Source organism: Mesorhizobium sp. WSM4822 (assembly GCF_055811155.1).
The window spans coordinates 1-251 of the sequence record NZ_JBVVQM010000105.1; the positions used below are offsets into that span (position 1 = coordinate 1).

1 protein-coding gene is annotated in these 251 nt (G+C 70.1%); it reads left to right on the top strand.

Annotated features, from left to right (window positions below; genetic code table 11):
• Positions 1-61: 61 nt before the first annotated feature.
• Positions 62-251 (top strand): hypothetical protein (locus AC0L3E_RS34720; RefSeq protein WP_473606926.1); only part of this gene is annotated, 190 nt, incomplete at its 3' end.

Genomic DNA, 251 nt, shown 5'->3' on the forward strand with positions numbered 1-251 from the left:
GGGTGCGAACGTGCCGCTGTCCCGCCAGGACGCTCAGCCTGCCGCCTTCGAGCCGGCGCCCATGGCCCGCGACAACCTGGCCGCCGATGCGACGGCAGGGGTGGGTGCGGCTGCAGGTGTGGCGACATCCGCTGCCATGCCCGCCGGCTGGGATGCCGCGGGTTTCACGCGGATTGCCAAGATGATCTTCATCCGCATGCAGGCGGCCAACGACGAGGCCAACACCGAGGACCTGCGCAAGTTCACCACGC